A 20,702-nucleotide genomic window follows, 5' to 3' on the forward strand; every position below is an offset into this window, starting at 1 on the left:
GCAGGACAGGCAACCAACGAGGCTCCTGTGCTGATGGGTTGAGACGTCGAACACCTCCCTCAACGGCACGGGGGCCTGGTGCGTTGCGGACACAGATACCCTCACCCGATCGGTGACCACGTTGAAAAAGCTCAGTGGCTTGCCTCGATGTTCAGACCGGATTTGGAGGTGACACACTCACATAGCTACGACCAGACCACGGGTCCTGGCGGAAAACGAGACCCCAACATGGACCGCGAGCACAGGGCATACGTCAAAAACCTGCGAAAATGGCACAAACAGCATGGTCTTAACGCCGGAATGATGACAGAATCCGACGGAGAGGCTCTGAAGACTGTCAGAAAAAGGTGAGCGAGGCCATCACATGCTCTTCGACATCACACATGACGACTTGGCGAACGTAGACCCGGTGACGCCCGTGCGCGTATCAGAGGCAACAGCCCGCCAGTACGGCTTCACAGGCGAAACATTGGACTTCCTCGTCCACGTCGGGCTTCCCAATGCCGCTCAGGACGGATTCTCAATCGGTCTGTCCGAAAAGTTCGACCCTCGACACTTTTGTTACTGTGCGGCACACGCGGACCAAGGTTGGAGGACTCCCGACGGAATCGAAAAGTTCGTATCACTCGGTTACCTCGCGGTCAACGCCGCAGTGATCGACCCGGCAACGGGAATAGTCTATCAATACGCCGAAGCCACTCAGGAGGTCATCCCAATCCACAGAGACATCTCGTCACTCACGAAAACGATAACCTCCTACCTTGATTTCATCGAATCACACAGAAATGAAGATGAAGATGAAGACGATGATGAGGACGACGACGTCTACTACGAACGCCTCAGGGGCGAAGTACAAGCTTTGAAGGAAGAGATTCAAAGCGTCGACCCCCTACCCTTCGCCCATGAATACAGCGAGTGGGTCGGTTTGTTCGAAGAACTAGAAACCGGTATCCACATCTGACACCCGCAGGATGGCACCCCCCGCCGCAACGACCCCACCTACCCCCACCCGCACAAAAGCGGAGCGCGTCTCCCCGGCACGCCCGGCCTCCGGGGTCCCGTGGTTTCACGTCGTCGTCGACCGCCTCCTGCCAGCCCGCCGTTCGCTGGGGCGGGTCACCGGCTCGCCGGCCCCCAGGGCGGCGGCGCGGCGGCGGGCGCCGAAGTCGGCCAGGGCCTCGGCCAGCTTGTGGACGGAGGGCTCGGGGGCCTTCACGCCCGCCTGCGATGCATTGTCCTCAACCGCGTGCGGGGCCCACACCGGCACAGGCCCGGTCGATGTGGTGGCAGGTCCCGCAGTATCGGACCAGCCGTGTCACAGGGGCGCCCTAAGGTGTGGAGGAGACCGTTTCTGCTGCGAGAGGGAGCCCGATGTCCGAGCAGATCCTGACCCGTCCGTCGCCCATTTCGGGGCGGACGGCATGCGCCGGTTCACCGTGCCCTTAATCCTTCGCCCACCAATCCGAAGGTAAAATCGAAACGCCTTGAGCCAGACGAGGTCAGCGACCTCGCCTACGCAACACAACTGGCCCGTTTCGCCAGGAAAGACTACTCCGGCAGGAACTACGCCGCCCGCGCCATGTCGATTCCAACGGCGAACCTTTTGTTCTGATCAGTCAAAGTCAGAGTGTCCATTCCAAACGCATCATCGGGTATCCCGTACTCAGAGACGGGAATCCGAATGGACTACAGGCCGTCTACACCGAGCGTCAACCATGTCAGGCCGCAGCTTCATGGTGTGACCAGTGGCTCGCCACACACTTCAAGCAAGATCTGGATGTAACGCACTCTCATAGCCACGATCGATCCAAGGGCCCCGACGGCAAGCGAGCCCGCAACATGGACAGTGAGCACAGGGCCTACGTGAAGAACCTAAAGAAATGGCATGAAAAGTATGGCCTCAGTGCTGGAATGATGACGGAAGCGGATGGAGCAGCCATCAAGGCTGCTCTAAGCCGGTAAGCGAGGCTACACATGCTCTTCAATATTGATCACGACGAACTGGTAAACGTCGAACTTGTAGAAGAAGTCGACCGCCTGCCAGAGGCAACAGCCCGACAGTACGGTTTCACGGGGGAGACATTGGATTTCCTCGTCAACGTCGGGCTTCCCACGACCGAGGAATGGGAATTCTCGTTCGGCCTACCCGAAGACTTCAAGCCTGGCTTTATCTGGGACTGTGCTGAGCACGCGGAGCAGGGCTGGAGGACTTCCGCAGGGGTCGAAAAGTTTGTAAAGATCGGTGTCCTTCCGATCAGCGCCGTTGTAGTCGATCCGGCAACAGGAGTGGTGTATCAGTACAGTGAGGGCGACCGGCAGGTCATCCCGATCCACGGTGACGTGTCTTCACTCGTGAAAACGGTGATCTCTTTTCTCAACTATGTCGGGTCTTACAACGGCGATGACGACGACGAAGACAACGACTACGGATACGACCGCCGCAGCAGCGAAGTCCAAGCGCTGAAAGATGAAATCCAGCGCATCGATCCCCTGCCCTTCGCCCACGAACACAGCGAGTGGATCGAACTCTTCGACAACATCGAGGCCGGCGTCTACACCTGACACCCGACGCAGCGCCCAGTGGCGCCCCCGTCACCAGGCCAGCTCCCCACCACACCCCTTGTCCCCCGCCCCGACAACGCCCCCCACCCACACAAAAGCGGGGCGTGCCTCCCGGCACGCCCCGCTCGCGCAGTCCCGTGATCTCACGTCGTCGTCGACCGCCTCCTGCGGGCGCCGGCCCGCCGTTCGCTGGGGCGGGTCACCGGCTCGCCGGCCTCCAGGGCGGCGGCGCGGCGGCGGGCGCCGAAGTCGGCCAGGGCCTCGGCCAGCTTGTGGACGGAGGGCTCGGGGGCCATGACGTCCACCCGCAGGCCGTGCTCCTCGGCGGTCTTGGCGGTGGCCGGGCCGATGCAGGCGATGACCGTGACGTTGTGCGGCTTGCCCGCGATGCCGACCAGGTTGCGGACCGTGGACGACGAGGTGAACAGCACGGCGTCGAAGCCGCCGCCCTTGATCGCCTCACGGGTCTCCGCCGGCGGCGGCGAGGCGCGCACGGTGCGGTAGGCCGTGACGTCGTCGACCTCCCAGCCCAGCTCGATCAGGCCGGCCACCAGGGTCTCGGTGGCGATGTCGGCGCGGGGCAGGAAGACGCGGTCGATCGGGTCGAAGACCGGGTCGTAGGGCGGCCAGTCCTCCAGCAGACCCGCGGCCGACTGCTCGCCGCTCGGGACCAGGTCGGGCTTGACGCCGAACGCGATCAGTGCCTTGGCGGTCTGTTCGCCGACCGCGGCGACCTTGATGCCCGCGAAGGCACGGGCGTCCAGGCCGTACTCCTCGAACTTCTCACGGACGGCCTTGACCGCGTTGACCGAGGTGAACGCGATCCACTCGTAGCGGCCCGTGACCAGGCCCTTGACCGCGCGCTCCATCTGCTGCGGGGTGCGCGGCGGCTCCACGGCGATGGTGGGCACCTCGTGCGGCACGGCGCCGTAGGAGCGCAGCTGGTCGGAGAGGGACGCGGCCTGCTCCTTGGTGCGCGGCACGAGGACCTTCCAGCCGAACAGCGGCTTGGACTCGAACCACGACAGCCGTTCGCGGCGCGCGGCGCCGCCGCACTCGCCGACCACGGCTATGACCGGGCGGTGGCCCTCCGGGGAGGGCAGGACCTTGGCCTGCTTCAGGGTCTGCGCGATCGTGCCGAGCGTGGCGGTCCAGGTGCGCTGGCGGGTGGTGGTGCCGGCGATGGTGACCGTCATCGGGGTGTCCGGCTTGCGGCCCGCGGAGACCAGCTCGCCGGCGGCCGCGGCCACCGAGTCGAGCGTCGTCGACACCACGACCGTGCCGTCGGAGGCGCCGACCTCGGTCCAGCAGCGGTCGGTGGCGGTGCGGGCGTCCACGAAACGGACGTCGGTGTTCTCGCCGTCGCGCAGCGGGACACCGGCGTAGGCGGGCACGCCGACGGCGGTGGCGATGCCGGGGACGACCTCGAAGGGCACGCCCGCGGCGGCGCAGGCCAGCATCTCCGAGGCGGTGTCGGTGTCCAGGCCGGGGTCACCGCTGACCGCACGGACGACCCGCCTGCCGCCCCGCGCGGCCTCCATGACAAGATGTGCGGCATCCCGCGCAGCGGGAGCGCCGGTGGTCGCCGACGTGCCGTCGACGACCGTCAGTTGAGGTGTGCCCGGAACGGGGTCGGACGACGGGTCCGGGTCCGTGTGCACGACGGCGACGCCCTCCCGGGCGTGCGTGCGGACGACATCGAGCACCTCGTGCTCGGCGACCAGAACGTCGGCGTTCGCCAGCGCCTCGACGGCGCGCAGGGTCAGCAGTCCCGGATCTCCGGGTCCGGCACCGAGGAAGGTGACGTGCCCGTGTTCCGAGCCGGCGGAAAGGGTGGTGGGGCTCAATGTGCTCGCTCCCCCATCAGACCGGCCGCGCCCTGGGCGAGCATCTCGGTGGCGAGGTCGCGACCGAGCGCCGTCGCCGCGTCATGCGTGCCGGGCACGGGACCGGTGGTGGACAGCTGCACCAGCGTGGTGCCGTCGGGTGTGCCGACGACGCCGCGCAGGCGCATTTCCTTGACAATCTGCCCGTCGGCATCGTGGTTCCGTCGCTCGAGGGGATCCGAGGACGGAGGAAGGTCGGCCAGCGCGCCCACAGGGGCGCTGCAACCGGCCTCCAGGGCGGCGAGCAGTGACCGCTCGGCGGTCACTGCGGCCCGGGTGACCGGGTCGTCCAGCTCCGCGAGCGCTGCGATCAGCTCCGCGTTCCCCGCGGCGCACTCGATCGCCAGGGCCCCCTGGCCGGGGGCGGGCAGGACCGTGTCGACCGACAGGAAGTCGGTCACCTCGTCGCTGCGGCCGATCCGGTTCAGTCCGGCCGCGGCCAGCACGACCGCGTCCAGCTCCCCGTTGCGGACGTATCCGATGCGGGTGTCGACGTTGCCCCGGATCGGGACCGTCTCGATCTCCAGGCCGTGGGCACGCGCGTACGCGTTGAGCTGGGCCATGCGGCGCGGGGCGCCGGTGCCGATGCGGGCGACTCCGTTCGGGGAGGACGCCACGAGGTCGCTCAGCTTCAGTCCGTCCCGGGCGACCAGGACGTCCCGCGGGTCCTCACGCGGGGGTATCGCGACCAGGACCAGCCCCTCGGGCTGGGCGGTCGGCAGGTCCTTGAGCGAGTGGACCGCGAGGTCCACCTCGCCCCGCAGCAGCGCCTCGCGCAGCGCCGCGACGAACACGCCGGTGCCGCCGATCTGCGCCAGGTGCTCGCGGGAGGTGTCGCCGTAGGTGGTGATCTCGACGAGTTCGACGGGCCGTCCGGTCACCCGGCGCACAGCGTCCGCGACCTGCCCGGACTGGGCCATGGCGAGCTTGCTGCGCCTGGTTCCCAGCTTCAGTGGGTTCTCACTCATGCCGGCCCTCGGTTCTTGCCGTTCTTCTTCGGGTCGTCGTCGGCCTGGGAGACGGAGGCCACCGTCTCCGGGTCGAGGTCGAACAGGGTGCGCAGTGCGTCCGCGTACCCGGCGCCGCCGGGCTCGGCCGCGAGCTGCTTGACCCGGACGGTCGGCGCGTGCAGCAGCTTGTCCACGACACGCCGCACGGTCTGCGTGATCTCCGCCCGGTGTTTGTCGTCCAGGCCGGGCAGCCGTCCCTCCAGCCGGGCGATCTCGCTGGCCACGACGTCGGCGGCCATGGTGCGCAGGGCGACCACGGTCGGTGTGATGTGCGCCGCCCGCTGGGCGGCCGCGAAGTCCGCGACCTCGTCCGCCACGATACGACGGACCTGGTCGACGTCGACGGCCATCGGCGCGTCGGCGGAGGCCTCCGCGAGGGACTCTATGTCCACCAGCCGCACCCCGGCCAGCCGGTGCACGGCGGCGTCGACGTCGCGCGGCATGGCCAGGTCCAGCACGTACAGGACCGGCTCGGGGCGCGGGGCGACGGCGACCGGTTCGGGCTTGCGCAGCTCGGGCACGCGGCCGGCGGTGGCGGCGGCCGCGGCGAGCGCGCTGATCAGTTCGGCGTCGGCATCGGTGATCTGCTCGGTCCGCTCCCGGCGGTCCGCTCCGGGCCCGCCCTCCAGCAGGGAGGTGCCGCCGTCCACCCAGGCGCCGTGCTGTTCCAGGGTGGCCGCGTCGATGCCGGCGACCGCGGACTCGCCCAGCAGGGAGAAGCCGGGATCCACGGCGGCCAGGTCGAGCGGGCAGCCGTCCTCGGCGACGGTGGCGGGCGGCAGCGGCGTGTCCCGGGTGTCGGTGCGCGTGGCGTGCTTGGCCGCGGTGCGGCGGGCCTGCGCGTCGGGGCGGTCGCCGGTGACCTGCGCGGCGGGCGCGCCGCCGCGGCCCTGAACGGCGGTGGCGATCATGTCGGCGGTCAGGACCAGTCCGGTCGCGCCGGTGCAGGAGACGGCGACGTCGGCCCGGGCGAGTTCCCCGGCCACGGCGCTCATCGCGACCGCGCGGGCGCGCGGGCCCGTGCCGTCGGTCCGGTCCAGGCTCTTCGCCAGACGCTCGGCGCGCTCCTGGGTGCGGTTGGCGATGACGATCTCGGCGACCCCGGCCCGCGCGAGCGTGGCCGCGGCCAGCGACGACATCGAGCCGGCGCCGATGACCAGGGCCTTCTTGCCGCGCGCCCAGTCGCCGACGGCCTCGCCAGCGGCCAGCTGTTCCAGGCCGAAGGTGACCAGGGACTGCCCGGCGCGGTCGATGCCGGTCTCGGAGTGGGCACGCTTGCCCACCCGCAGGGCCTGCTGGAACAGCTCGTTCAGCAGGCGCCCGGCGGTGTGCAGCTCCTGGGCGCGGGCCAGGGCGTCCTTGATCTGGCCGAGGATCTGCCCCTCGCCGACGACCATCGAGTCCAGGCCGCAGGCCACCGAGAACAGGTGGTGGACGGCCCGGTCCTCGTAGTGCACGTACAGGTACGGGGTGAGTTCCTCCAGGCCGACGCCGCTGTGCTGGGCGAGCAGCGTGGACAGCTCGGAGACACCGGCGTGGAACTTGTCCACGTCGGCGTACAGCTCGATGCGGTTGCAGGTGGCCAGCACGGCGGCCTCGGCGGCCGGCTCGGCGGCGACGGTGTCCTGCACCAGCTTGGCCTGGGCGTCCGCGTTGAGCGAGGCACGTTCCAGGACGCTGACCGGGGCGCTGCGGTGGCTCAGTCCGACGACGAGCAGACTCATGCCGGCATCACGGCGGGGACGTCCCCGTCGGGCCCCTGGTCTGCGGACACCTGGTCTGCGGACTGCTCACGCACGGCGGCGGCCGCGGCGGCGGGCAGCGCGGTGTCGGCCGCGGCCTCCTCGCCGGCCTTGCGCTGCTCGTGGAAGGCGAGGATCTGCAGCTCGATGGAGAGGTCGACCTTGCGCACGTCCACGCCGTCCGGGACGTTCAGCACGGTCGGCGCGAAGTTCAGGATGGAGGTGACACCGGCGGCCACGAGCCGGTCGCAGACCTGCTGGGCGGCGCCCGCGGGGGTCGCGATCACGCCGATGGACACGCCGTTGTCCCGCACGGCCTGCTCCAGGTCGTCGCTGTGCCGCACCGGGATCCCGGCGACCGGCTTGCCGGTCAGGGCGGGGTCGGCGTCGATGAGCGCGGCGACGCGGAAGCCGCGGGAGGCGAAGCCGCCGTAGTTGGCGAGGGCGGCGCCGAGGTTGCCGATACCGACGATCACAACCGGCCAGTCCTGGGTGAGCCCCAGTTCCCGGGAGATCTGGTACACGAGATACTCGACGTCGTAGCCCACCCCGCGGGTCCCGTAGGAGCCGAGGTAGGAGAAGTCCTTGCGCAGCTTCGCGGAGTTGACCCCAGCGGCGGCTGCCAGCTCCTCGGAGGAGACCGTGGGGACCGAGCGCTCCGACAGTGCGGTCAGCGCGCGGAGATACAGCGGAAGCCTGGCGACCGTGGCCTCGGGGATTCCTCGGCTACGGGTCGCCGGTCGGTGAGTTCGGCCAGTTGCCACGGTGCTCCTGCGGGTAGAGCGGGGCTGTGGGCGGTCGTGTCTCCCCTGACCGCCCCGTCGACAGCAGGCTATGTCTTTGTGAACGCGTGCACAAAGATGGTGTCCGATTTGTCCGGCCAACGTGACCGGGCTCACGCACCTTTGACGTGTTCCCGTGGAACCGACGCGTTCACACCGTCGTTCCTTATTTGTTGGGGGCAAAACCGCACACGCTCCTCTACGATCCCCACCCCCGAGACCAGATCGCCGTCGATCCTAAGCCACTTTCGGCCACTTTGGACCACTCGGTCAGTTCGCCGGCACCCCCGCGGGCCGCCGCCGCAGCCCGGATCAGCCGCCCAGCGCCTTGCGCAGCCGCTGCTCGTCCACCCGCCAGAAGGTGTGCTGCTCACCGTCGACGAGGACCACCGGGATCTGCTCCCAGTACCGGTCGTGCAGCTGCCGGTCCTCGGTGATGTCCTTCTGCTCCCAGGGCACGCCGAGATCGGCGCACACCTTCTCCACCACGGCCTGTGCGTCGTCGCACAGATGACAGCCGGGCTTGCGGACGAGAGTGACGAGCCGGTCCCGCGGCGCGGCCGGCGTACGACGGAAGAGGGGACTCATACCGGCCATTCTCGCCCCGTCCGCGACCCGGCATCCACAACCCGGCGCCGCGCCGCCCCACCGGGCCGTCACCCGGAGTTCACCCCGTTCGAACCGGGCGACGTAAGGAACTTGCGAACAAACTGGCTATGCTCACGCCATGGCCGCTCTCGGATGGCTCACCCCCCGGAGGCGCTCCGCCACGGCGCGGAGCGTGTTGGCAGGCGAGGCCGCGGCTCAGGCCGCGCGAACGTCCTCACAAGAGCAGGAGGAAACCGCTCCCCCGGAGCAGGAGGCGGAGTTCCCGGTGCGCGGCGACGACCGCGCCGCCGCCTTCTTCGACCTGGACAACACCGTCATGCAGGGCGCCGCGCTGTTCCACTTCGGGCGGGGACTGTACAAGCGGAAGTTCTTCCACACCCGGGACCTGGTCCGGTTCGCCTGGCAGCAGGCATGGTTCCGGCTGGCCGGGGTCGAGGACCCCGAGCACATGCAGAACGCGCGTGACTCCGCGCTGTCGATCGTCAAGGGCCACCGGGTCGCCGACCTGAAGGCGATCGGCGAGGAGATCTACGACGAGTACATGGCCGAGCGGATCTGGCCGGGCACGCGCGCACTGGCCCAGGCACACCTGGACGCAGGCCAGAAGGTGTGGCTGGTCACCGCGGCCCCGGTGGAGATCGCCCAGGTCATCGCCCGCCGCCTGGGCCTGACCGGGGCACTGGGCACGGTGGCCGAGTCCGTCGACGGCGTCTACACCGGCCGCCTGGTCGGCGAACCGCTGCACGGCCCGGCCAAGGCCGAGGCGGTCCGCGCGCTGGCGGCGGCCGAGGGCCTGGACCTGTCCCGCTGCGCCGCCTACAGCGACTCCGCCAACGACATCCCCATGCTGTCGCTGGTCGGCCACCCCTACGCCATCAACCCCGACGCCGCGCTGCGCCGTCACGCCCGGGAGATGGACTGGCGGCTGCGCGACTACCGCACCGGCCGCAAGGCGGCCATGGTCGGCATCCCCGCCGCGGCCGGCGTGGGCGCGGTGGCCGGCGGCACCGCCGCGGCGATCGCCCTGCACCGCCGCCGCCGGTGACGCCCGCGCCCCGCCGGTGACGCCCGCATCCCCGCGCCGCCGGTGACGCCCGAGCGCCCGCGCCGCCGGTGACACCCGGGCTCCCGCGCCGTCCCTGAGCGCCCCCAGCCGCGCCACCGGCGGCGGGGGCACCCCCGCCCGCCGCCTACCCGGACGCCGCCCGTCGCTGCCGGCCCGCCGCCGCCTTCCCGGATGCCGTCCGTCGCTGCCAACTCGCCGCCGCCTGCCCGGACGCCGCCCGTCTGCCGCCGGACGTCCCGGCACCCGTCCGGGCCTCGGGTCCGCTCGTGGCGGTCCGCCGGCACCGCGGTGCGGGCGACGGGCCGCGCGGCACACCCGGATCGGCGGTCAAACGACCGAACGTACCCAGGCGTCACTCCGGCCACTCCCCTTGGCGGTACACCGCCACAAGACGCCCGCGTTTCACACCGAGAGCGAACCAGATCGATCAGCAAACGGTCACTCTCTGCTGTTCGACCAAGCGTCATTCGGTTACGGAAGCGACGTAATCGATGATTTGAGCAACTCGGTGTAGCAGCGCCTGTACGAAGCGTTATTCTCCTCAGACGCAACCGGTACCCCTCCGTCGCCACGACGGGTGAACGGTTCCGCACTGCACGTGATGGAAGCTCTGCCTCTGGGAGTCCCGTGTACCCACACGTCGGGGTTGACGCCTCGGGCCTGGCCACGCTCCGCGCCACGGTCCTGGACCTGCTGCGCGGCCTCGTCCCCACCGCGTACGCCGGTCCCGCACTCGCCACCGCCGCCCCCGCGGGCCGCTCGGTCCCTCAGCCCTGTTACGCGCTGGCCGAGAGCATGCCGCAGGGGCCGGCGCGCAGCGCCGTCGTCGACGGGCGGCGGTCGGGCGAGGGGCGCACACTGGGCCGGCGAGGCCGCCCATCCGCCTCGACGGCCGTCCGCCGGCCGGCGGCGGACAGCGACAGCGCCCGGATGATGGACCTCGTCGAGCGCGCCCAGGCCGGCGAGGCGGAGGCCTTCGGGTGCCTCTACGACCAGTACAGCGACACCGTGTACCGGTACATCTACTACCGCGTCGGCGGCAAGGCGACCGCCGAGGACCTGACCAGCGAGACCTTTCTGCGGGCGCTGCGCCGCATCGGCACCTTCACCTGGCAGGGCCGCGACTTCGGCGCCTGGCTCGTCACCATCGCCCGCAACCTGGTCGCCGACCACTTCAAGTCCAGCCGGTTCCGCCTGGAGGTCACCACCGGCGAGATGCTCGACGCCAACGAGGTCGAGCGCTCCCCGGAGGAGTCCGTCCTGGAGTCGCTGTCCAACGCCGCACTGCTGGACGCCGTCCGCCGGCTCAACCCTCAGCAGCAGGAGTGCGTCACGCTCCGCTTCCTGCAGGGCCTGTCCGTGGCGGAGACCGCCCGGGTGATGGGCAAGAACGAGGGCGCCATCAAGACCCTGCAGTACCGGGCCGTGCGCACCCTGGCCCGGCTCCTCCCGGACGACGCCCGCTGAGCCGCTCACCCGCCGCAGTCACCAACTCACGCCGTAGCAAGGCGTGTTGGCGTCCGGCACGGATGCCGGTCCGTCCGTAACCGAAGTGCCGAGCCGCTCGTTGTGCGGGATACAGGCTCCCTGTGGTCACGCCTTGGCCCATGCTCCTCACTCGTCCGAGTGGCAGCGGCCGGGACGTGCAACCCTCAGGTCCCCTGGGGAGTCGACCGTCTTGACGAGAGGAGGTGCCGCCAGTGATCGCGAACGTATCGGCGCACCGGCGGACGAACGCCTTCGCCCAGGCCCTGGAGGAGCTGTCCGACCGGGGCACGGCGGCCGAGCAGTCCGAGGGACCGGCGCCGGCCCAGGCAACGGCGGACGAGACCGAGCAGGGCCGGCTGGTGGCCCTCGCCGCCGGTCTGAGCGCCCTGCCCAGACCGGAGCTGGATCCTCAGGTCAAGGTCGTCCAGCGGGCCCGCCTGGTGGCCGCGATGGAGGCCATGCTGCAGGAGGGCACCGCGGAGGGCGAGGCAGGCGATGCCACCCTGCCCGGGCAGCGGGGTGCCAGGCGCGGCCACCGAGCGAGCGGCCTGGGGAAACTGCGGCCGCGCACACGGCTGACCAAGGGCCTGGCCGCCGGCGGGCTCAGCGTCGGCGTGGCCGCGGGCGCCTTCGGCGGGGTTGCCGCGGCCAGCTCCGACGCCCTCCCCGGTGACTCGCTGTACGGCCTCAAGCGCGGCATCGAGGACTTCAAGGTCGCCTACCTGACCGACGGCGCCGACGAGCGGGGCAAGGCCTACCTGGACCTGGCCGCCACCCGGATGCACGAGGCCCGACGGCTGCTGGAGCGCGGCCGCGGCGGCCACCTCGACCACGAATCCCTGGGCGCGATCCGCCGCACCCTGACCGGCATGCAGCAGGACGCCGCCGAGGGCCACCGGCTGCTGCACGAGGCGTACGAGCAGGACCCGGACTCCCTGGGGCCCATCCAGACCCTGTCCGCCTTCTCCCGCACCCACCGGCGGGCCTGGGGCGCACTGCGCGAGAAGCTGCCGGTGCAGCTCGGCGACGTCGGCGACCAGGTGTCGTCCGTGTTCGACGCCATAGACGAAGAGGTGGCCCCGCTGCAGTCGCTGCTGCCCCAGCACCCGGACCGCACCGGCGGCAGCACGCGGCAGCACGGCGCCGAACCCGGTTCCACCCCCGGCTCCTCCTCCACCGGTCCCTCCGCCCGGCCCGGCAGCGGCACGCCCTCGGCCGGTCACGAGTCCGGCAGCGGCAGCCCCAGCACCTCGGCGGACTCCACCGAGGACAGCGGCAACGACCTGCTCGGCGGCACCACCGGCGGCCTGCTGGACCCGCCCCGGACCGGCGGCAGCAGCGCCTCGCCGTCCGAGTCCAGGCCCCCCGCCGGGCCCCCGGACGTCACCGTCCCGCCGCTTCTGCCGGGCCTGCTGCCCGGCCTCGGCATCGACAGCGAGGACGCCAGGTAGCCGTACGACGACGGGGGCGCCCCACCGGCACAGGAGGGGCGCCCCCGTCGTCCTGCGCGTCGTGCCGGCGGGTGCCGGACGCCGCTCGGACTATCGAGAAGATCGGAAGATCTCACTCGGAAGACCTCAGAAGAACACGGAACGGCGCTGCACCAGCAGCTTGTACAGCGTGTGCTGGATCTCCTCGCGGACCTGGTCGGTCAGGTCGAACATCAGCATCGGGTCGTCGGCGGCCTCCGCCGGATAGCCGTCCGTCGGGATCGGCTCGCCGAACTGGATCGTCCACTTCGTCGGCAGCGGAATCGCCCCGAGCGGCCCCAGCCACGGGAAGGTCGGGGTGAGCGGGAAGTACGGCAGGCCGAGCAGCCGGGCCAAGGTCTTGGCGTTGCCGATCATCGGGTAGATCTCCTCCGCCCCGGCGATCGAGCACGGAACGATCGGCACCCTCTGCCGCAGGGCCGTGGAGACGAACCCGCCCCGGCCGAAACGCTGCAGCTTGTAGCGCTCGCTGAACGGCTTCCCGATGCCCTTGAAGCCCTCCGGCATGACACCGACCAGCTCCCCCTGGCTCAGCAGCCGTTCGGCGTCCTCGGTGCAGGCGAGCGTGTGGCCGAGTTTGCGGGCCAGCTCGTTGATCAGCGGCAGCACGAAGACCAGGTCGGCGGCGAGCAGCCGCAGATGGCGCTGGGCGGGATGCCGGTCGTGCACGGCGACCTGCAGCATCAGGGCGTCCAGCGGCAGCGTGCCCGAGTGGTTGGCGACGATCAGCGCGCCGCCCTCCTTCGGGATGTTGTCGATGCCCTTCACCTCGACCCGGAAGTACTTCTCGTACAGCGGCCGCAGCAGCGACAGCAGCACCTGGTCGGTCAGCTCGGCGTCGTAGCCGAAGTCGTCGACCTCGTACTCCCCGGTCAGGCGGCGGCGCAGGAACGCCAGGCCGCTCGCGATACGCCGCTCCAGCCCGCCGTCGTCCTCGGCCGGGCGCCGCTCCTGCGGCGTGTCCTGCCGGGCCGCGTCCTGCTCCGTCTCCGTGTCCCGTCGCGGGGGCGCGGCCGGGGCGTCCCGGCCCGTGGCGCCCGGCAGCGGGTGCACGTCCCCGGCCGCCGAGGACTCGGCTCCGGCGCGCCGGGAGCCCGCACCCCGGCGGCGTGCCTGCCGCCCTGCGGAGGCCGACCGGGACCGGTCGTCGTCGAACGGAATGACCTTGGCGTCCGCCATGGCTGCGCTCCTCAGGTGGCGCTCTGCGTCGGAAGGTGGCCGCTGCCGCCGCCCCGCGGGGCCAGTGCGGCGATCCGGTCGACGGCCCTGACAAGGGCCTCGGGCGGGAGCAGTCCGGTGCCCCGGCTGCGGACGAAGTCCGCGAACGTCTCAGCGGTCGTGTACCGGGGGGTGAAGCCCAGCGTGCGCCGCATCTCGTCCGTGGCCACCACCCTGCCGTGAGTGAGCAGCCGGATCTGCTCGGGTGAGAAGTCCGTCATTCCCAGGGTACGCACCAGGGAGCCGGCCCAGGTGACCGCCGGAAGCAGCAGCGGCACCATGGGGCGGCCCAGCCGCCGCGCGCACTGCGAGAGCAGCAGCACCCCGTCGCCGGCGATGTTGAACGTGCCGCTGTTGAAGGTGGAGCGGCGCGGTTCGTGCGCGGCGATGCGCAGCGCCTCGATCACGTCATCCTCGTGCACGAACTGCAGCCGCGGGTCGTAGCCGAACACCGTCGGCAGCACCGGCAGCGAGAAGTAGGAGGCCAGCGGGGTGTCCGCGGTGGGTCCGAGGATGTTGGCGAACCTCAGCACGCACACGGCCACGTCCGGCCGCCGCCGGGCGAAGCCCCTCACGTATCCCTCGACCTCCACCGTGTCCTTCGCGAAGCCGCCGCTGGGCAGCGACTTGGCCGGGGTGGTCTCGGTGAACACCGCCGGGTCGCGAGAGGCCGAACCGTAGACGTTGGTACTGGACTTGACCACCAGCCGTTTCACGCTCGGGGACTTCTGGCAGGCGCCGAGCAGCTGCATGGTGCCGATGACGTTGGTCTCCTTGACCGTGGCCCGGCTGCCGCCGGTCAGCGCGGTCCCGGTGACGTCGAGGTGGACGACCGTGTCGGCACCGGACTCGGCGAGCACCCGCGCGATGGCGGGCTGCCGGATGTCCGCCTGGACGAAGTCCGCGCCGCCCAGATGATGCTCGGGCGGCACCGCGTCCACGGCGACGACACGCTCCACCTGCGGATCACGCTGGATCCGCCGGACGAACCGGCCCGCGAGCGAGCGGGCCGCCCCGGTGACGAGCACGACCTGTCCCACGACCAGCGCCCTCCTTCCCGGCCAGGACCGCGTTCCCCGTGTGCGGCCAACCTATCGGGTCGGCGTCGCACTGCGGTGACCGTCGGCTGCATGGCGTGATGTTTGAGCCGGAGGCCGGAGCCGGACGCTCCGGCGCCCTCCTGCCCCGGCCGGAACGGACGTGGCCCCCCACCTCACCGGGCGGGGGGCCACGGACACGCTCTCGCGGTGTCGCGCACTAACGAGTGGCGACCGGCGTCACTTCTTGTTGCGACGCTGGACGCGCGTGCGCTTGAGCAGCTTGCGGTGCTTCTTCTTGGCCATCCGCTTCCGCCGCTTCTTGATAACAGAGCCCACGACTTACCCTCGCTCACTTCTCTTCTGTCGGTGTTTGGGCGCCATGGGCCCACACGACCTTCGAGGGGTTAGCCTACCCGCCCGAGGGCCGAGGTCGTTAATCGAGGGACCTGGAGGGACCCGAACTGTCCGCTCTTGCCCGATTCGGATCCCTCCTGACCGTCGTCAGGCGGACTCCACCCCCACATAGCTGTCGCGGAGGTACTCGTGAACCGCCTGTTCCGGGACGCGGAAGGACCTCCCCACCCGGATCGCGGGCAGATGACCGCTGTGCACCAGGCGGTACACGGTCATCTTCGACACTCGCATCACCGAGGCGACCTCCGCCACGGTGAGGAACTGAACCTCGTTCAGAGGCCTCTCGCCAGCTGCAGCCATGTCACACCTGCACCTTCCGCACTCGACGGCCACCGGCTTCCCCTTCCGGTGACTCTTCGTCGCTGCGCGCTCACTCCCCAGACTAGGGGCGGGTGATGCAAGTGGGGAAGAGGTGCACCCATCACCCGCTTACCGTGACAGACACGCTCGATCGAGTACGTAGCGGATGAGCGGACGGTAGTAGTCGGCCCGCACACCGTCATCAAGCGGAACGACGACGGACACGCGCCCCTCCGCCTGCCCCACGAACAGCGCGGGGTCGTCCGTATCACCCAGACCCATGGCCTCGAACCCCAGTTGACCTGCACCGCAGACCCATCCGTGGTCCCCGATCACCAGTGTCGGCAGCGGCCCGCCGGCGTCCGCGGCCGCCTGCAGCGCCAGCCGAACCGGGAGCGGCGAATGCGTGTGTGCGCCGGGCTCACAACCGGTGCGTCCGGCGCCGCGCGGCCGCACGAGGGCCACTCCGCGGACGTAGTCGATGACCAGCGTGCGTAGACCGAAACGGGTCGTTATGTCGACACAACGACCCTGCGCCGGAGTGAGGACGCCACATCCCGCCGCCGACAGAGCCCCCGCCAACGCGGCGTAGAAGCCGAGCAGCCGGTGCGGGTGACCAGTGCCCAGCAGCACGGGCCCGCCGCTACGGGCGACCGTACCGAGCCGGTCGGCGAAGGCGTCCAGGGCGGCCAGCGTCAGCTCCGGATCAATCACATCCTGGCCGGAAGTGTGCCGTGGATCGGCCGAGACACCGCACGTCTGTGCCATCAAAGCGATCACATCGCGTTGTGTCCAGGCCCGTTCAGGATCGAGTCCGATCAGCAGGCGCGGGTCCCGGGCCGCGAACAGGCGGTAGCTGCGCAGACTCGTCTCCCGCGTCGTCGCCACGACCCCGGCGAGACGGGCCCGCAGCAGATGCGCGCGCAGCGCGGCGGTGCTCATCACGGGGCGATGGTGGCGGACACGGCACGCGCCCGGGACGGAAACCGCGCAACACCGCCCGGTCGGTGTAACGGGCTCGGCAGAGCACCCGGCTGCTGCTCCTGGCGACTTCCGGCAAGAACACTCTCCTGCCGCCGGCTGCAGCACCGCACGGCGCGCGGGACGGCCCGCGGGCCCGGCGCACCGTGAGGGAGTGTCAGGCCAGCAGCCCCCGCAGCGGGAACACCGCCCGCCGCGTCGCCAGGATCGACTGGTCCAGCCGGTTGGCGGGGTCGTAGCCCGCCTCCCAGTCGGCCCATGCAACCGGCCACCGGCCGTCCGTCATCCGCAGCGGCCCCACCCGCCGGGTGCGCGCGTACACCTCCTGCCGCCAGCTTTGAGGGATCACCGTCTCCGGCTCGACCGGCCGGCCCGCGGCGATGCCCACCAGGTGCGTCCACGACCGCGGCACCACGTCCACGACCGCGTACCCGCCGCCGCCGAGCGCGACCCACTTGCCGCCGGCGCACGTGTGGGCCAGGTCGTGGCAGGCCAGCTGCACCGCGCGCTGCGCGTCCAGCGACACCGCCAGGTGCGCCAGCGGATCCTCGAAGTGGGTGTCCGCCCCGTGCTGGGTGACCAGGACCTGCGGCCGGAAGTCGGCCAGCAGTTCGGGCACCACCGCGTGGAAGGCCCGCAGCCACCCCGCGTCCCCGGTCCCGGCCGGCAGCGCCACATTCACCGCCGACCCTTCCGCGTCGCCGGCTCCGGTCTCCTGCGGCCATCCCGTCTGCGGGAACAGCGTCCGGGGGTGCTCGTGCAGGGAGATCGTCAGCACCCGCGGGTCCTCCCAGAACGCCGCCTGCACTCCGTCGCCGTGGTGCACGTCGACGTCGACGTACGCGACCCGCTCGGCGCCCAGCTCCAGCAGCCGCGCGATCGCCAGCGCGGCGTCGTTGTAGACGCAGAATCCCGAGGCCGCCCCCGGCATGGCGTGGTGCAGGCCGCCGGCGAAGTTCACCGCGTGCAGCGCCTCCCCGTGCCACACGGCCTCCGCCGCCGCCACCGACTGGCCCGCGATCAGCGCGGAGACCTCGTGCATCCCGCGGAACGCCGGATCGTCCAGGGTGCCCAGCCCGTACGACGTGTCCGCCGCGCCGGGATCGGCGGACGCGGCCTTGACCGCCTCGATGTAGTCGGCCCGGTGGACCAGTCGCAGCGTCGACTCCCCGGCCGGCCTGGCCGCCACCGCGTGCACCTCGCGGTCGAGCCCGAGGGCACCGATCAGTTTCCGGGTCAGGGTGAGACGGACCGGATCCATCGGATGGCCCGGGCCGAAGTCATACTCCGTCACCGCCTCGTCCCACATCAGCTGTGCGCGGCCGCTCATGCCCGCCACCGTATCGGTCCGGCCGCACCGCGAACGACCTGGCGTACGCCGGCGTCACCAGCACCAAGGCCATCGGCACCAGCATCGCCCCCCGGTAGCTCCACGCATCCCCCAACGTCCCCACCAGCGGCGAGCCGACCAGGAAACCCACGTAGTTGAAGACGTTCAGCCGCGCGATCGCCGCGTCCGACGCCCCGGGCCCGCCGGCGTTGAGCGCGTGCCGTCCCGCCGCCGCGAACGTCTGCGGCACCAGCACGCACAGTCCGAGCCCCAGCAGCGTGAACCCGAGCATCCCCGTCCAGGGTCCCGGCGCCCCGGCCACCACCGCGAAGCCGAGCGCCGCCACCAGGGCGCCGAGCCGCACCACGGCCACCGCCCCGAACCGCCGCACCCCCAGGTCACCGATGGACCGCCCCAGCAGCGTGGTGACCATGTACACGTTGTACGGCACCGTCGCCAGCTGCTCCGAACTCCCCAGCGTGTCCTGGAGGTACTTCGCGCTCCAGTTCGACACGGTGGAGTCCCCGATGTACGCGAATGTCATCACCAGGCACAGCGGCAGCAGCAGCCGGGCACCCACGCCGCCCTCCGCCCGGGCGTCCCCACCGGGCGCGGTCCCGCCCCGGCCGTCGACGTACCACCGGCTGCCCACGAGCGTCGCCGGCAGCAGCACCGCCACCACCGGCAGATACGACACCCACAGCGCCAGGTGCCAGTGGGCGCCCGCCCAGGCCAGCGAGGCGCCCAGGATGCCGCCGAGGCTGTAGGCCGCGTGGAAGCCGAGCATGATGCTGCGGCCGTACGCGTGCTGCAGGCTCACGCCGAGCATGTTCATCGCCGCGTCCAGCACCCCGACGGCCAGCCCGAAGACGGCCATCGTCACCGCCAGTTGGGTTATCCGGTCACCGGCTCCGGCGCCGACCAGCGCCAGCATCGCCACCGGCTGGGACCAGCGCAGCACACGACTGGGCCGGACCCGCTTGACCAGGTGTTCCGCGGCCACGCTGCCGATGCCGGCCAGCACGGGCACGGCGGCCAGGAAGACGGGCAGCACCGCGTCCGAGACCCCGTAGCGGTCCTGGACGGCCGGGATGCGAGTGACGAGCAGAGCGAAGACGCAGCCTTGCGCGAGGAACGCGAACGCCAGCGAGGCCCTGCCGCGCCGCAGCACATCCGTCATGGCGGCGAGCGTAGGGCCCCGGGAGCACCGGTGAACAGATCCGGACGCGGACGTAGCGGGCCGGTCCTCACCCGGCGCTCGCGGGTGTGCCGGCCGCGGGGGAGGCCGCGGTGCGGGCGGCCTCGGTCTCTGCGATGACCATCTGCGCCATGGGGCGGGCGGCGATCGCGCCGCTCACGAAGAAGGCGAGCGCCATCGACACCGCGAGGATCACGGTGCCCAGCCACACCATGGTGTCGACCGGCAGCGTGTAGGCGCCCACCACGCGCAGGACGCACTCGCCGAGCAGTGCCACGCCCCACACCAGGGAGAAGGTCCTCTCCGCCCGGCGGAAAGACACCGAACGGGCCCTCAGCCGCGCCCACGCGGCGTCGCGTTCCGCGTCGCCCTGCACCAGCCAGGGCCTCATCACCTCGGACATCATCGGCCTGCCCAGCATCACGGAGACGAGGACGCCGATGCCGATGGCGCTGCTGACGCCGCTGTCCTTGGCGAGCATCAGCCGCGGGTCCCCGGCGGCCAGGCTGAGCAGCACCCCGACCACGTTGACGAACACGATGAGCGCGGCGAGCGCGCTGATGGTGCGCTCCTTCACCACGCTCCACACGATCCGCAGGGCCGGCACCGCACTGCTCCAGCCGAGGGCCGCGAGCGTGCTCAGCCCGACGGCGTCCTTCAGCAGGTAGTACCCGCCGACCGGCACCGCAACGTCCACCAGCAGAGGGGCGAGGTTCCCGCGCTTCCTGTTCGTCGTCATGCTCTCAGGTTCGCGCCCGGGAGGGGTCCGGCAGTAGAAACGATCGTCCAGAAGTCCGCATGACACATGTCAATACGCCCGCCGGTCCTGCCGTCATGACGTGCTGTCAGCTCAGCAGGCCGGGCAGCTCGTGCATGTCCGAGAAGAAGTGACGCGCGCCGGCGAGGCGGGCCGCGGGCGTCATGGCGGTGAAGGCGAGCACGTCCATCCCGGCCGCGACGGCCGCCTGCACGCCCAGCGGTGAGTCCTCGACGACGACGCACCGCTCGGGGGCGACGCCCATCTGCCGTGCCGCGTGCAGGAAGAGGTCAGGCGCCGGCTTGCCCCGGCCCACGTCCTGCGCGCTGAAGATCCGGGTGTCGTCGAACCACCGGTCCAGGCCCGTGGTCCGGTGCCCGACCCGGATGCGTTCATGGCTGCCCGAGGACGCGACACAGTACGGGGTCCCGTCCGCCGCCAGTTTCTCCAGGACGGCCTCGACGCCGGGCACGGGCTTCAGGTCCCGCTGGAACGCGGCGAACACGCGGGCGTGGAAGACGTCGTCGAAGTCGTCCGGGAGACGCTTCCCGGTGCGCTCCAGCACGAGGTCGTGGACCCGGTGCAGCGCGGACCCCATGTAGTCGCGGAGGGAGTCCTCGTACGAGGTGGGGTGCCCCAGCTCGGTCAGGTAGGCGGCGAGCAGCCGGTTCGAGATGGGCTCGCTGTCGACGAGGACACCGTCGTTGTCGAAAATCACGAGGTCGTAGCGCACGGACTCAACCCTAAGGGTTGAATGCAGAAAGGCCCACACCGTGGGGTGTGGGCCTTTCCCAAAAATAGTCCGGCGGCGTCCTACTCTCCCACAGGG

19 protein-coding genes and 2 pseudogenes are annotated in these 20,702 nt (G+C 70.8%); 6 read left to right on the plus strand and 15 right to left on the minus strand.

The window, feature by feature from the left end:
• Positions 1–364 precede the first annotated feature (364 nt).
• Positions 365–961: an SUKH-4 family immunity protein gene (locus tag IE286_RS26100; protein ID WP_189799230.1), complete on the plus strand. Its 597-nt coding sequence runs from the start codon at positions 365–367 to the stop codon at positions 959–961.
• Positions 962–1,066: 105 nt separating this feature from the next.
• On the opposite strand, the pseudogene IE286_RS26105 reads toward IE286_RS26100, so the two are convergent.
• A pseudogene (locus IE286_RS26105) lies at positions 1,067–1,294 on the minus strand (hypothetical protein); the annotation flags it as partial.
• A gap of 317 nt (positions 1,295–1,611) precedes the next feature.
• Here IE286_RS26105 and IE286_RS27990 point away from each other — a divergent pair.
• Both IE286_RS27990 and IE286_RS26115 read left to right on the plus strand, forming a co-directional pair.
• On the plus strand, positions 1,612–1,962 hold the full coding sequence (locus IE286_RS27990) for a nucleic acid/nucleotide deaminase domain-containing protein (RefSeq protein ID WP_372462522.1): 351 nt from the start codon (positions 1,612–1,614) through the stop codon (positions 1,960–1,962).
• Between the two features lie 12 nt (positions 1,963–1,974).
• On the plus strand, positions 1,975–2,562 hold the full coding sequence (locus IE286_RS26115) for an SUKH-4 family immunity protein (protein WP_189799231.1): 588 nt from the start codon (positions 1,975–1,977) through the stop codon (positions 2,560–2,562).
• 143 nt (positions 2,563–2,705) lie between these two features.
• Here IE286_RS26115 and IE286_RS26120 read toward each other — a convergent pair whose 3' ends face one another.
• The 5 genes from IE286_RS26120 to IE286_RS26140 all read right to left on the minus strand — a co-directional run bounded on the left by IE286_RS26120 (position 2,706) and on the right by IE286_RS26140 (position 8,579).
• The gene (locus IE286_RS26120; protein ID WP_189799232.1) at positions 2,706–4,409 is read right to left on the minus strand and encodes a bifunctional uroporphyrinogen-III C-methyltransferase/uroporphyrinogen-III synthase; all 1,704 of its coding nucleotides are present in this window, start codon (positions 4,407–4,409) and stop codon (positions 2,706–2,708) included.
• Entirely contained in the window at positions 4,406–5,416 is a 1,011-nt protein-coding gene (hemC, locus tag IE286_RS26125) for a hydroxymethylbilane synthase (RefSeq protein WP_189799233.1), read from the minus strand. Before hemC ends, IE286_RS26120 begins: the two co-directional genes overlap by 4 nt.
• The gene (locus IE286_RS26130) at positions 5,413–7,182 is read right to left on the minus strand and encodes a glutamyl-tRNA reductase (RefSeq protein ID WP_189799234.1); all 1,770 of its coding nucleotides are present in this window, start codon (positions 7,180–7,182) and stop codon (positions 5,413–5,415) included. Before IE286_RS26130 ends, hemC begins: the two co-directional genes overlap by 4 nt.
• Positions 7,179–7,964 (minus strand): redox-sensing transcriptional repressor Rex, encoded by a 786-nt coding sequence (locus IE286_RS26135; RefSeq protein ID WP_189799235.1) that lies wholly within the window; start codon positions 7,962–7,964, stop codon positions 7,179–7,181. Before IE286_RS26135 ends, IE286_RS26130 begins: the two co-directional genes overlap by 4 nt.
• 330 nt (positions 7,965–8,294) lie before the next feature.
• The gene (locus tag IE286_RS26140) at positions 8,295–8,579 is read right to left on the minus strand and encodes a glutaredoxin family protein (RefSeq protein ID WP_189799236.1); all 285 of its coding nucleotides are present in this window, start codon (positions 8,577–8,579) and stop codon (positions 8,295–8,297) included.
• Positions 8,580–8,709: 130 nt separating this feature from the next.
• Between IE286_RS26140 and IE286_RS26145 the strand changes: the two genes are divergently transcribed.
• From IE286_RS26145 to IE286_RS26155, 3 genes are all read left to right on the plus strand, one after another.
• Entirely contained in the window at positions 8,710–9,636 is a 927-nt protein-coding gene (locus tag IE286_RS26145) for an HAD family hydrolase (protein WP_189799237.1), read from the plus strand.
• Positions 9,637–10,284: 648 nt separating this feature from the next.
• A complete protein-coding gene (locus tag IE286_RS26150; protein ID WP_189799238.1) occupies positions 10,285–11,124 on the plus strand; it encodes an ECF subfamily RNA polymerase sigma factor, BldN family in 840 nt (279 codons plus the stop codon).
• Between the two features lie 233 nt (positions 11,125–11,357).
• A complete protein-coding gene (locus tag IE286_RS26155; RefSeq protein ID WP_189799239.1) occupies positions 11,358–12,596 on the plus strand; it encodes a DUF5667 domain-containing protein in 1,239 nt (412 codons plus the stop codon).
• Between the two features lie 126 nt (positions 12,597–12,722).
• Here IE286_RS26155 and IE286_RS26160 read toward each other — a convergent pair whose 3' ends face one another.
• The 9 genes and pseudogenes from IE286_RS26160 to IE286_RS26200 all read right to left on the minus strand — a co-directional run bounded on the left by IE286_RS26160 (position 12,723) and on the right by IE286_RS26200 (position 20,606).
• Entirely contained in the window at positions 12,723–13,814 is a 1,092-nt protein-coding gene (locus tag IE286_RS26160) for a lysophospholipid acyltransferase family protein (RefSeq protein ID WP_189799240.1), read from the minus strand.
• Between the two features lie 11 nt (positions 13,815–13,825).
• Positions 13,826–14,893 (minus strand): NAD-dependent epimerase/dehydratase family protein, encoded by a 1,068-nt coding sequence (locus IE286_RS26165; protein WP_189799241.1) that lies wholly within the window; start codon positions 14,891–14,893, stop codon positions 13,826–13,828.
• 237 nt (positions 14,894–15,130) lie between these two features.
• A complete protein-coding gene (locus IE286_RS26170; protein WP_003948845.1) occupies positions 15,131–15,229 on the minus strand; it encodes a 30S ribosomal protein bS22 in 99 nt (32 codons plus the stop codon).
• A gap of 165 nt (positions 15,230–15,394) precedes the next feature.
• Positions 15,395–15,607, minus strand: a complete 213-nt coding sequence (locus IE286_RS26175; RefSeq protein WP_168131507.1) for a helix-turn-helix domain-containing protein — start codon at positions 15,605–15,607, stop codon at positions 15,395–15,397.
• 129 nt (positions 15,608–15,736) lie between these two features.
• On the minus strand, positions 15,737–16,549 hold the full coding sequence (locus IE286_RS26180; protein ID WP_189799247.1) for a phosphatase: 813 nt from the start codon (positions 16,547–16,549) through the stop codon (positions 15,737–15,739).
• Positions 16,550–16,745: 196 nt separating this feature from the next.
• Complete coding sequence (locus IE286_RS26185) at positions 16,746–17,918, minus strand: acetoin utilization protein AcuC (protein ID WP_189799242.1); 1,173 nt, start codon at positions 17,916–17,918, stop codon at positions 16,746–16,748.
• Positions 17,869–19,149 (minus strand): annotated as a pseudogene (locus IE286_RS26190) (MFS transporter); the annotation flags it as partial. The gene IE286_RS26185 and the pseudogene IE286_RS26190, both read right to left, overlap by 50 nt.
• A 16-nt stretch (positions 19,150–19,165) precedes the next feature.
• A complete protein-coding gene (locus IE286_RS26195) occupies positions 19,166–19,855 on the minus strand; it encodes a VC0807 family protein (RefSeq protein WP_189799244.1) in 690 nt (229 codons plus the stop codon).
• Positions 19,856–19,961: 106 nt separating this feature from the next.
• Positions 19,962–20,606, minus strand: a complete 645-nt coding sequence (locus IE286_RS26200; protein ID WP_189799245.1) for an HAD family hydrolase — start codon at positions 20,604–20,606, stop codon at positions 19,962–19,964.
• Between the last annotated feature and the right edge of the window lie 96 nt (positions 20,607–20,702).

Source organism: Streptomyces thermodiastaticus, from assembly GCF_014656135.1.
In the GTDB taxonomy this organism is placed as follows: domain Bacteria; phylum Actinomycetota; class Actinomycetes; order Streptomycetales; family Streptomycetaceae; genus Streptomyces; species Streptomyces thermodiastaticus.

Excerpts from the sequence above, each read along its gene's own strand:
- IE286_RS26115 (WP_189799231.1), top strand. The coding sequence starts at position 1,975 with ATGCTCTTCAATATTGATCACGACGAACTGGTAAACGTCGAACTTGTA.
- IE286_RS26185 (WP_189799242.1), bottom strand. The coding sequence starts at position 17,918 with ATGAGCGGCCGCGCACAGCTGATGTGGGACGAGGCGGTGACGGAGTAT.
- hemC (WP_189799233.1), bottom strand. The coding sequence starts at position 5,416 with ATGAGTGAGAACCCACTGAAGCTGGGAACCAGGCGCAGCAAGCTCGCC.
- IE286_RS26160 (WP_189799240.1), bottom strand. The coding sequence starts at position 13,814 with ATGGCGGACGCCAAGGTCATTCCGTTCGACGACGACCGGTCCCGGTCG.
- IE286_RS26140 (WP_189799236.1), bottom strand. The coding sequence starts at position 8,579 with ATGGCCGGTATGAGTCCCCTCTTCCGTCGTACGCCGGCCGCGCCGCGG.
- IE286_RS26145 (WP_189799237.1), top strand. The coding sequence starts at position 8,710 with ATGGCCGCTCTCGGATGGCTCACCCCCCGGAGGCGCTCCGCCACGGCG.
- IE286_RS26100 (WP_189799230.1), top strand. The coding sequence starts at position 365 with ATGCTCTTCGACATCACACATGACGACTTGGCGAACGTAGACCCGGTG.
- IE286_RS26130 (WP_189799234.1), bottom strand. The coding sequence starts at position 7,182 with ATGAGTCTGCTCGTCGTCGGACTGAGCCACCGCAGCGCCCCGGTCAGC.
- IE286_RS26195 (WP_189799244.1), bottom strand. The coding sequence starts at position 19,855 with ATGACGACGAACAGGAAGCGCGGGAACCTCGCCCCTCTGCTGGTGGAC.
- IE286_RS26180 (WP_189799247.1), bottom strand. The coding sequence starts at position 16,549 with ATGAGCACCGCCGCGCTGCGCGCGCATCTGCTGCGGGCCCGTCTCGCC.
- IE286_RS26175 (WP_168131507.1), bottom strand. The coding sequence starts at position 15,607 with ATGGCTGCAGCTGGCGAGAGGCCTCTGAACGAGGTTCAGTTCCTCACC.